At 66.9% G+C, this 10,348-nt stretch carries 10 protein-coding genes; 1 reads left to right on the forward strand and 9 read right to left on the reverse strand.

Annotation, left to right across the window (positions count from 1 at the left end):
* Window positions 1–27: 27 nt before the first annotated feature.
* The 9 genes from BU28_RS0118465 to BU28_RS23765 form a co-directional block, all read right to left on the reverse strand.
* On the reverse strand, window positions 28–759 hold the full coding sequence (locus BU28_RS0118465) for an SDR family oxidoreductase (RefSeq protein ID WP_028720734.1): 732 nt from the start codon (window positions 757–759) through the stop codon (window positions 28–30).
* Window positions 760–791: 32 nt separating this feature from the next.
* On the reverse strand, window positions 792–1,766 hold the full coding sequence (locus BU28_RS0118470) for an ABC transporter permease (RefSeq protein WP_028720735.1): 975 nt from the start codon (window positions 1,764–1,766) through the stop codon (window positions 792–794).
* On the reverse strand, window positions 1,756–3,258 hold the full coding sequence (locus tag BU28_RS0118475) for a sugar ABC transporter ATP-binding protein (RefSeq protein WP_028720736.1): 1,503 nt from the start codon (window positions 3,256–3,258) through the stop codon (window positions 1,756–1,758). Before BU28_RS0118475 ends, BU28_RS0118470 begins: the two co-directional genes overlap by 11 nt.
* A 70-nt stretch (window positions 3,259–3,328) precedes the next feature.
* Complete coding sequence (locus BU28_RS0118480; protein WP_028720737.1) at window positions 3,329–4,234, reverse strand: ABC transporter substrate-binding protein; 906 nt, start codon at window positions 4,232–4,234, stop codon at window positions 3,329–3,331.
* A 101-nt stretch (window positions 4,235–4,335) separates the two neighbouring features.
* Window positions 4,336–5,220, reverse strand: coding sequence for a helix-turn-helix domain-containing protein (locus tag BU28_RS0118485; protein WP_028720738.1), 885 nt, complete (start codon window positions 5,218–5,220; stop codon window positions 4,336–4,338).
* Between the two features lie 275 nt (window positions 5,221–5,495).
* Window positions 5,496–6,956, reverse strand: coding sequence for a xylulokinase (gene xylB, locus BU28_RS0118490; RefSeq protein WP_028720739.1), 1,461 nt, complete (start codon window positions 6,954–6,956; stop codon window positions 5,496–5,498).
* Between the two features lie 10 nt (window positions 6,957–6,966).
* Window positions 6,967–8,004, reverse strand: a complete 1,038-nt coding sequence (locus BU28_RS0118495; protein WP_028720740.1) for an NAD(P)-dependent alcohol dehydrogenase — start codon at window positions 8,002–8,004, stop codon at window positions 6,967–6,969.
* Window positions 8,005–8,272: 268 nt separating this feature from the next.
* Complete coding sequence (locus BU28_RS0118500; protein ID WP_198944999.1) at window positions 8,273–9,205, reverse strand: YsnF/AvaK domain-containing protein; 933 nt, start codon at window positions 9,203–9,205, stop codon at window positions 8,273–8,275.
* 4 nt (window positions 9,206–9,209) lie between these two features.
* Entirely contained in the window at window positions 9,210–9,638 is a 429-nt protein-coding gene (locus tag BU28_RS23765) for a YsnF/AvaK domain-containing protein (protein ID WP_051578312.1), read from the reverse strand.
* A gap of 479 nt (window positions 9,639–10,117) precedes the next feature.
* On the opposite strand from BU28_RS23765, the gene BU28_RS23770 reads away from it, so the two are divergent.
* Window positions 10,118–10,348, forward strand: a 231-nt coding sequence (locus BU28_RS23770) for a transposase (RefSeq protein WP_211254169.1), incomplete at its 3' end; no start/stop codon positions are given.

Genomic DNA, 10,348 nt, shown 5'->3' on the forward strand with positions numbered 1-10,348 from the left:
GCGGTTCCCCGGCTGGCGTGGCGCGTGTCAGACGCGGTCGAAGTTGGTCGGCAGCACCAGCATGTCGCGGATGGTCACCGTGCGCTTGCGCGTCAGCATGTAGACGACCGCATCGGCCACCTCGCTTGCATCGATCAGGCTGCCCGATTCCCTGGCCTTGCGCAGGTTCTCCTCGGGCCAGTCGGCCAGCAGCGCCGAGACGACCGGCCCGGGCGAAACCTGCGCCACGCGCACGCCATGCGGGATCATCTGCCGGCGCATGCCCTGGACAAAGCTGGTGATCGCCCATTTCGACCCGGAATAGACCGGCTCCCAATAGGTCGGGAAATGCCCGGCGATGGAGCAGGTGACGACGATGTCGCCGGTCTTGCGTTCGATCATGTGCGGGACGACCGCATGGACGTTCTTCATCACCGCGTTGACGTTGAGGTTCAGCATCCGGTCGATGGCCTCGGGCGTCGTCTCGGTCAGGTCGCCGCCGATATAGGTGCCGGCGTTGCAATAGAGGATGTCGATGTGATCGACCTTTTCCAGGATCTCGGGGATCATGGCATTGCAGCTGTCGGTATCCAGCAGGTTCGTGACCTGGGGAATGGCGCGGTCGCTCAGCTTGCCCGCCAGTTCGTCCAGCGCGGCTTCGTTCCAGTCCACCATGACGACGGTGGCGCCCTGGTCCAGCAGGGCCTCGGTCGTGGCCAGGCCGATCCCCGAGGCCGCGCCGGTGATGGCCGCGACCTTGCCTTGCAGCGATTCAGACATGTTCTTCTCCTGTGTGAATGTCTTGGGCGGGCTCAGCGCCATTCGCGCCCGATGTAGATGGCCAGCAGGATGATCGCGCCCTTGATGACGTCCTGCAGGTAGGGGTTGATGCCCATCAGGTTCAGACCGTTGTTCAGGATGCCCAGCAGCACCGCGCCGATCAGCGTCCCCAGGATCAGCCCGCGCCCGCCGGCGATGGCGGTGCCGCCCAGCACGACGGCGGCGATGGCGTCCAGTTCGAAGCCGACGCCGGCGTTCGGCTGTCCGCTCATCAGCCGGCCGGTCAGGACCAGGGCCGCCAGGGCCGAGGTCAGGCCGGAAATCGCATAGACCGCCAGCTTGACGCGCCGGGTCTTGACGCCCGACAGCCGCGCGGCGGTTTCGTTGCCGCCCAGGGCATAGACATGGCGTCCGAACGGCGTGCGCTGCAGCAGCACCCAGGCCAGCGCATAGATCACCACCATGATGATGACGGGCACCGGAACGACGCCGACGCGCCCGACTCCGAACCAGGAAATCCAGCTGGGCAGGCCGCTGATCGGATAGCCGCCGGAATAGATCAGCCCCAGGCCGCGCGCCATGCCCATGGTCGCCAGCGTCACGATGATCGCGGGCATCCGGCCCCAGGCGACCAGGAACCCGTTCGCCAGCCCGATGCCCAGCCCGATCAGCAGCCCCGCCCCCAGCGCCAGGGGTGCGGGCAGGCCGTTGTTGACCATCAGACCCGCGGCCAGCGTGCCGACCAGCGCCATGACCGCGCCGACCGACAGGTCGATGCCGCCGGTCAGGATCACGAAGGTCATGCCCACGGCCAGGATGCCCACGACCGACACCTGGCGCAGCACGTTCATGATGTTGCCCAGGCTGAAGAAGCTGTCGCTGGCCAGACCCATCAGGCACGACACCACGATCAGCCCGATCAGCGGCAGCGCCAGCGGTGAATGCAGGAGCCCCCCGAACGAGAAGCCGGACTTGCCGGTCGCTGCGGTATTTGCGTCATGCGACATGTTCAACCCTTCCCGTGGTTGCATAGGTCATGATGGTTTCGGAATTGATCGCCTCGCCCTCGACGGTCGCGACGATCCCGCCCGAACGGAACACGCAGACCCGGTCGGACATGCCGATCACCTCGGGCAGTTCCGACGAGATCATGATGATCGAGGCCCCCGCCTCGGTGAAGGCGCGAATCAGGGCATAGATCTCCGCCTTGGCGCCCACGTCGATGCCGCGCGTCGGCTCGTCGAAGATCAGCACCTGCATGTCGTGGTTAAGCCAGCGGGCGATGACCACCTTCTGCTGGTTGCCCCCCGATAGGGTGTCGACCCGGGCGTGGGGTCCCTGCGCCTTGACCCGGACCTGGCCCATGGCTTCGCGCGTCGCGGCCAGTTCCTTCTTCAGGTCGATGAACCAGTGGCCCTTGGCATATTTGCCGTAATTGTTCAGCGAGATGTTCTGCAGGATCGAAAAGCTGGTGATCAGCCCCTGTTCCTTGCGGCTTTCGGGCAGCAGGCCGATGCCATGCGCCAGCCCCTCGTCGGGCCCCGAGAAGCGTTTCTCGACCCCGTCCACCCTGACCTTGCAGCGCGTGGCGGGGCCGGCGCCCAGCATGGCCAGCACGGTTTCGGTCCGGCCCGAGCCGACCAGCCCGGCAAAGCCCAGGATCTCGCCCTTGCGCAGGGCAAAGCGCGACACGGGACCGCCCCGCTTCAGCTGAACCTCCTCGACCTCGACCACGACGGGCGCGGCGGGGTTCAGGGCGGGCTTCGGCGGAAAATTCGCTTCGATGCGGCGGCCGACCATCATCTCGACCAGCCGGTCGTTGTCGACCTCGCTGACCGCGCAGGAGGCGACGAACTGGCCGTCGCGCAGCACGGTGATGCGGTCGCAGATCTCGAAGATCTCTTCCAGGTGGTGCGAGATGAAGACGATGGCCACGCCCTGCTTGCGCAATTCGCGCATCACCTTGAACAGGTGCTCGACCTCCGATGGGGTCAGGGTCGCGGTCGGCTCGTCCAGGACCAGGATGCGCGCCTGAAGCGACAGGGCCTTGGCGATCTCGACGAACTGCTGCTCGGCGACCGAAAGCCGGTTCACCGGCACGTCCAACGCCACGTCGACCCCCAGCTGGCGCATGATCCCGGCCGCGCGCACGCGCATCGCCTTGCGGTCCAGAAGGCCCAGCCGGGTCCGCAGCTCGCGTGCAAGGAACATGTTCTCGACCGCGTCCAGGTGCGGGATCAGGCTGAATTCCTGGAACACGATGCCGACGCCCGCGGCAATCGCCTGGTCGTAGTCGGCGAAGTGGCGCTCGGTCCCGTCGATGCGGATCGTGCCGGCACTGGGCTGGATGATGCCGCACAGGATCTTCATCAGCGTGGACTTGCCGGCGCCGTTCTCGCCCAGCAGGGCGTGAACCTCGCCCGCGCGGACTTCCAGATCGACGCCGTGCAGCACCTCGATCTTGCCGAAGCTCTTTCTGATTCCGTTCAGTTCCAGCATCGCGCCCCCTTCCTGAACCTCGCCAATCCCGCCCCGGCGCAAAGGCCGGGGCGAGTCCGGGGAGGAACCGTTACCAGCTGAAGTCAGCCGCGTTTTCCTTGTCGACGACCATCACGTCGATCGGCACTTCCTTGGGCACCACGCGGGCGCCCCATTTCTGCGCCAGGGCCATCGCCAGGCCGACGCGGACCTGGTCGCGCGGGAACTGCGCGGTGGTCTGGATGAAGGGGCCGCCCTCGGTAATCGCCTTGACCGCTTCCGGCGCGCCGTCCACCGAAACCAGCTTGATGTCCTTGCCCGAGCCCTGGATCGCCGCCAGCGCGCCCATGGCGCCGCCGTCGTTGACCGAGAAGATGCCGGCGAGGTTCGGCTTGGACTGGATCATGTTTTCCACCACGCCCAGCGCGACGGAACGGTCCTGGCAGCCGTTCTGGGTGTCGACCAGCTGGATGTCCGGGAACTCGGCCAGCGCGGCCTTGCAGCCCTCGACGCGCTGCAGGATCGGCACGACCGGGATGCCGTCGAGGATCGCGACCTCGCCCTTGCCGCCCAGCGCGTCGCCCAGGTATTTGCAGGACATGTAGCCCGCGTCGCGGTTCTTCGAGCCGACGAAGGTGTCGACCGGGCCGTTTGCGTTGGCGTCGACCGCAACCACGACCACGCCTGCGGCCTTGGCGGCATGGACGGCGGCCTCGATCCCGGCGCTGTCGGTCGGATTGAGCAGCAGGATGTCGATGTTTTGCTGCAGCATGTCCTCGACGTCGGAAATCTGCTTGGCCACGTCATGGCCGGCATCGGTCACCACCACCTCGGCGCCCAGCGAGGCGGCGGCTTCGTTCAGCGCCTCCTGCATGGACACGAAATAGGGGTTGTTCAGTTCCTGGAACGTCATGCCGATCTTCAGCTTGTCCTGGGCCAGGGCCGGGGCGGCCAGCAGCGCCAGCGCGGCCGTGGCGGTCAGAAAGGTCGATTTCATCTGAGGGTTCCTCCCGAGTGGATGAAAGCAGGCAAGCCCTGCGCGTCTCCGGGCGGCGCCGCGCCGCCCGAATTGGTGAAAAACCGGATTGGGGCCGTTCGTCAGTCCGCCATGACCAGCGCCTTCTGGGCCGCGAAGGTCGCGCGGAACTGCGAGGGCGACATTCCCTTGTGCTTCAGGAAATGCCGGTTGAAGTTGGACAGGTTCGAGAACCCGACCTCGTAGCAGATCTCGGCCACCTTGATGTCGGGATCGGTCAGCAGCATCTGGCAGGCCAGGTCCACCCGCAACTGGTTGCGATAGCGCACCAACGTCGTGCCGGTGTGGCGCTTGAAGGCGCGGGAAAAGGCGCTTTGGCTTTGACCGACCATCTCGGCCAGTTCGCTTTCCTCGATCTGTTCGGTCAGATGCTCGCGCAGATAGGTCAGCGCGCGGTTGATGCCGCCGTCGTGCACCCGGCCAAGATCCAGGCCGAACCCCAGGCTGGCCAGGACCTCGGACTGGGGCGCGTTGGCCAGATGGTCCAGGATCTCCCAGAACAGCGCAAGCCGCCTGATTCCCTGTGCCTCGACCAGCCGGTCCATCAGCGGCCGGACCAGTCGGGTGGTTTCGTCGTCGAACAGGACGCCGCGGCGGCTGCGGTCCAGAAGCGGGCGCAGCGCCTCCATTTCCGGCATGGTGGCACAGGCGTTTTCGATGAAGGGCTCGGGAAACTGGATCACCAGAGAGCGGATGGGCACGATCTCGTCCGGCTGGATGTCGCTGATCCAGTTCTGCGGCAGGTTCGGGCCGGTCATGATCAGCTGGCCCGGCTGAAAGCGGCCCACGAAGTCGCCGATGTAGAAGGTGCCCGAGGTCGCGTTGACCAGATGGATTTCATATTCGGGGTGATAGTGCCAGCGCACCGTGCGGAACGGATAGCCATGCATCCACGCGGCGAAGGATTCGCCCTTGCGGATATGGACCAGTTCCAGATCGGGTTGCACGCCTTTCCCTCCCCCTTGATGGGCCGCGATCCCTTGCGGGGCGGCCTGCCGGCTCCTCTCCGGCGCGGCTTGTGCGCTGCCGAACCATAGGACTTTGGCATGGTGGGATTCCACATCACTGCACAGAAATTACCGATACTTTTTTGCGAAGATTGCCGCCCGATTTGACAAGTGCGGTGCGGTTGCCCTGCGGACGCAGGTCACCCATCCTTCCGCAGCGCAGAAAACTCCCGTTGAAAGCCGGTGAAAACGGGAATTTTCCAGCGGAAAGGCGGTCAGGCGGCGGGCTGACCCAAGCTCCGCAACTGCGGATAAGCGGCATGAAAGGCCACATACTTTTCCGCATATCGCGCCGCCAGTCCTGCATCGGGCGCAACCTCGGCGCGAACGGCGGGTTTGGGAAAGCCGGCGTCAGACAGGTCGCCCGTGACGCAGGCCGCCCCCAGCCGCGCCGCGCCGTAGGCGGCGCCGAAATCGCCATCCTCGGGTTCAAGCAGCGTAAGCCCGGTGGCCGAGGCCATGATCCGCAGCCAGGCCCGCGACCGTGCGCCCCCGCCCACCGCATAGGCGGCCTCGATCGGGGTGCCGGCCTTGCGCAGCGCCTGGACGCAATCGGCAAAGGCCAGGGCAACGCCCTCCATCACGCCCTGCGCCAGATCGCCCAGGCTTGACGCGCGGCGCAGGCCCAGGAACGCGCCGGCGGCATCGGGATCGTTCAGCGGCGTGCGTTCGCCCGACAGATAGGGCAGGAACAGCGCGGGCGACGGCGTGGCGACCGTTTCGGGCACCAGCGCGGCTAGGTCCGGCACGGCTTTGCCGGTGATCTCGGACAGCCAGGTCATGCTGTCGGTCGCCGACAGGATCACCCCCATCTGGTGCCAGGTCTGCGGCACCGCGTGACAGAAGGTATGGACCGCATCGCCGGTGTTGGGCGCATAGCGTTCCGTCGCCGCGAACAGCACGCCCGAGGTGCCCAGCGACAAAAACCCCGTGCCCGGCGTCATCACCCCCATGCCGCAGGCGGTCGCGGCATTGTCGCCGCCACCGCCCGCCACGGGCACGCGCGCGATGCCCCAGCGTTCCGCCAGATCGGCGCGCAGATGGCCCGACACGTCGCTGCCCTCGACCAGCGCGGGCATCTGGGCGCGGGTCAGCCCGGTCGCGCCCAGCAGCGCGTCCGACCAGTCGCGCTTGGCCACGTCCAGCCACAACGTGCCGGCCGCGTCCGACATTTCGGCGACATGCGCGCCCGTCAGCCACAGGCGCAGGTAGTCCTTGGGCAGCAGCACCTTGGCCACCGCCCGGAAGGTCTGGGGTTCGTGCTGCTGCACCCACAGCAGCTTCGGCGCGGTAAAGCCCGCCATGACCAGGTTGCCGGCAATGCCGTGGAAATCGGCCCGCGCGGTCAGTTCGGCGCATTGCGGCCCCGACCGGCCGTCGTTCCACAGGATGCAGGGCCGCAGAACCCGGTCCGATGCGTCCAGCAGCACCGCACCGTGCATGTGGCCCGACAGGCCGATGGCCTGCAGCCGCGCCATGGCCGCCGGGTGGTCGCGCAGCAAGGCGGCGATCACCGCCTCGGCGCCCGCGATCCAGTCCGCCGGGTCCTGTTCGGACCAGCCGGGCTGCGGGCGGCTGACGCTCAGCGGCGCATGGGCGACGCCCACGGTGGCGAAACGGTCGTCGACCAGCATCGCCTTGATGCCCGAGGTGCCCAGATCCAGTCCCAGATACATCGCGGCCCCCTTACTGCGGCATCGCGATCTGCAGCTTCACGTCCGTCTCGCGCGCCTCGACGGCGCGGTCGAAGCCCGCGATGCTGTCCTCGAACGGGATCGTGGCCGAAATCAGCGGCTTCAGGTCCACCTTGCCCGAGGCGATCAGCGCAATGGCCCGGTCATAGACATTGGCATAGCGGAACACCGTCTCGATCCGCAGCTCCTTGGCCTGAAGCCCGACGATGTCGACCGGCACCGGATCGACCGGCATGCCGACCAGCACGATGGCCCCGCCCGGACGCGCGAGCGCCGGCAGGCCCAGGATCGCGGGTGCCGCGCCCGAACATTCGAAGACCACGTCCGCGCCCCAGCCATCGGTCGCCTCGGCCACGGCATCGGCCAGCGCGCGGTCGCGGATATTGACCGTCCGGATACCCTGATAGGCGCCGATGATGTCCAGCTTGGGTTGGGCGAGGTCGGCGACGATCACGCGGGCGCAGCCCCCGGCCAGGGCGGCCAGCGCCACCATCATGCCGATGGGGCCGGCGCCGGTCACGACGGCGATGTCGCCGGGCTGGATGCGCGCCCGCAGCGCCGCCTGCATGCCGATGGCAAAGGGCTCGACCATCGCGCCCTCGGCAAAGCTTACGCTGTCGGGCAGCTTGTAGGTGAAGGCGGCAGGATGGACGACCTCGGGAGTCAGGCAGCCGTGAACCGGCGGCGTCGCCCAGAAGACCACGGCCGGATCGACGTTGTAGATGCCGAGCTTTGCCGCACGCGAGGTGGGATCGGGGATGCCTGGCTCCATGCAGACGCGGTCGCCGGGCTTCAGATGGCCGACCTCGGAGCCGACCTCGACGACGGTACCCGAGGCCTCGTGCCCCAGGACCATGGGCGCGTCGACGACGAAATGGCCGATCTTGCCATGCGTGTAATAATGCACGTCCGAGCCGCAGATGCCGACCGTATGGGTCTTGATGCGCACATCCCGGGGCCCAAGCGTCCTCGGCATGTCGAAATCCCGCAGCGAAAGCTTGCCCTTTTCTTCCAGAACCAGCGCTTTCATCCCATCCTCCTGACAATGGAGGGCGCTACCCGCGCCCGTCGGCCCGATCTGATGCGGCCGGATTCGCCGCGATGCAAACAAAACCCGCAGGCCGGCGCGCGGTTTGTGGGGCCCAGGCAAATTCGTATCGAAGGCCCGGGAAATTGCTATTCGGGACGGCCCGGCAAGGCGGTGTCCAAGGCCGCCTGCCGCCCGCAGCGATTCGCAGACCCCGGCCATGAAAAAGGGGGCCGCATCGCGCGGCCCCCCTTCCGGCTGACCCGAGGGGTCAGATGTCCTTGCGCGGCAGGCCGCGGTCCGCGTCGCGGTCGTCCTCGATCTCGACCTCGGTGCGGCGCACCGTGTCCGAGACGGTTTCCTGGTGCGTGTCGCTGGTTTTGCGCAGGCCGATTTCCTCGACCACGCGGGCCTCTTTCGAGATCACGGCCTCCTCGCGATACTCCTCGGCCTCGATGGTGCGGTCCTGGAAGGCATCCGCGTCCGAGACCGGGCGGTCGACCGGCCGGCGCTCGATCTCGACCCGCTCCTCGCGCAGGTCGACGCTTTCGCTGACCGGCTCCTCGACCGTATAGGCGCGCACGCGCACCCGGCCGTGGCTGGTGTCACGCTTGCCGACGCGCAGGCGCTCCTCGACCACCGGGATGGTTTCCTCTCCGGCCAGCCTGTCGCCGCGCAGGTCGTCCGAGCCGAGGTCCGCGGCGCCCAGCCGCGCATCCGTTTCGGCTGCGCCCGCGACGCCCGCTCCGGTCACGCCGAAATCGGTGCCCGTCTCGCCCGCCATGGTGCCGCGCGCCGCATAGGGGCTGGCCTCGTAGCCGCCCCAGCCCTCGGACCGCCAGCTCTGCTCGCGCTCCTCAAGGTCGATGGTGCCTTCGTCGTCCAGGATGTCCAGGACGGTGTCGTACTGGCCGGCCTGCAGACCGGTGACCGTCACCAGATAGCCGCCGCGCGACAGGCCCTCGGCATAGGTGTAGCGGTCCTGTTCGGGAAAGAAGAAATCGCCCAGGCTGTCCCAGAACCCCTTGCTGCGGTCGGGGTCGGGGGTCGCGCCCGCCGTCTCGTCGCCCTCGACCATACTGATCTGCGAGGACGAGAAGCCCGCGTCCCGCAGCCGCGCGGTGGCACGTTCGGCATCGGCCCGGCTGTCGAACATGGCGGTGATGGTGGAATTGCCCGTGGTCTGCATGTCGCTGTAGGTCATGGTGCTATCCTTTTCGAGGGAACTGGTCAGGGTTTGTGGGCGGGATCGGGTTGTCCTCGTCCGCCGGGAGCCTTTCGATGGTCGCGACCTGCTTTCTGGTCTCGACCGGCACCTCGGCCGTCTCCCGGCGTTCGACGCGCCGGATGTGGATTTCTTCGCGAAGATAAAGCTGCCGGGTCAGGACAAGCCGTTCTTCGACCACGGGGATGATGGTCACATCGCCGCGGGTGACGACCTCGGGGGCTTTATCGACTGCGCGGTTGACGGGCACGCGCTCGACCGCGACATCTACCTGGGTCAGATCGACCGGAACCAGGCTTTCGTCGGTCTGGGTCCGGACGCTGACCCGGACCCGCCCGGCCAGGCGCCGCTCGACGCTGACGCCGAGCTGTTCCTGGATCACGGGGATGATGTCGTCAGGCTTGTCCGGCATCGCAACCTTCCTTGGCACAGGACAAGGCAACGAACGACGCCCGCCTCCGTTCCCCGTGAACACGGCGATGTGCAGAAGGTGCGGGGCGGGGGTGGCGCGGGTGTGCCTGAAGGAGGCAGGGACTTTGTGGAGGACGGGCCTTTTCGAGGGGAGGATGGGAACGGGGCGACCGGAGCGTCAGGCTCTGGGTTGCCCTGTGGTGCCGCCTCGATCCGTGTCTCCGTGAGGGGGCGACCCTGCGGCAGAACGGGCAGCTTGATTTCGTCATCGTTTCGATCCGCGCCCCCGTGAGGGGGCGACCCTTCACCAACATCTCTTACGATTACCCAAGGCTTAAAACCAATTAATTTCAATATCTTATCGTGATTCAGGCTCTGCAAGGAGACCTGATTGACCTGCCCCCCACGAAGTCCCGCACCATGATGTAGAGTCTGCTCAACCCTGAAGGAGCAGACGAATGCGAAAGAGCCGTTTCACCGATGAAGAGGGGACCGTGGCCCCAGTGGGGCCGCGTAAGCCCCGATGAACAGATAATCGGGATGCTCCAGGAGCAGGAGGCGGGCATGCCGACGGCTGAGGTGTGCCGCAGGCATGGTCTCAGCCCGGCGACGTTCTACAAGCTGAAAGCCAGGTATGGCGGCATGGAGGTCTCCGAAGCCGCCAGGCTGAAGGCGCTGGAGGACGAGAACGCCAAGCTCAAGCGCCTGCTG

Origin of the sequence: Paracoccus yeei ATCC BAA-599 (assembly GCF_000622145.1) — a bacterium.
In the GTDB taxonomy this organism is placed as follows: Bacteria; Pseudomonadota; Alphaproteobacteria; order Rhodobacterales; family Rhodobacteraceae; genus Paracoccus; species Paracoccus yeei.

Bases quoted from the DNA above. Each gene is read 5' to 3' on its own strand.
- BU28_RS0118465 (WP_028720734.1), bottom strand. From the start codon at position 759: ATGTCTGAATCGCTGCAAGGCAAGGTCGCGGCCATCACCGGCGCGGCC.
- BU28_RS0118470 (WP_028720735.1), bottom strand. From the start codon at position 1,766: ATGTCGCATGACGCAAATACCGCAGCGACCGGCAAGTCCGGCTTCTCG.
- BU28_RS0118475 (WP_028720736.1), bottom strand. From the start codon at position 3,258: ATGCTGGAACTGAACGGAATCAGAAAGAGCTTCGGCAAGATCGAGGTG.
- BU28_RS0118480 (WP_028720737.1), bottom strand. From the start codon at position 4,234: ATGAAATCGACCTTTCTGACCGCCACGGCCGCGCTGGCGCTGCTGGCC.
- xylB (WP_028720739.1), bottom strand. From the start codon at position 6,956: ATGTATCTGGGACTGGATCTGGGCACCTCGGGCATCAAGGCGATGCTG.
- BU28_RS0118495 (WP_028720740.1), bottom strand. From the start codon at position 8,004: ATGAAAGCGCTGGTTCTGGAAGAAAAGGGCAAGCTTTCGCTGCGGGAT.
- BU28_RS0118500 (WP_198944999.1), bottom strand. From the start codon at position 9,205: ATGACCTACAGCGACATGCAGACCACGGGCAATTCCACCATCACCGCC.
- BU28_RS23765 (WP_051578312.1), bottom strand. From the start codon at position 9,638: ATGCCGGACAAGCCTGACGACATCATCCCCGTGATCCAGGAACAGCTC.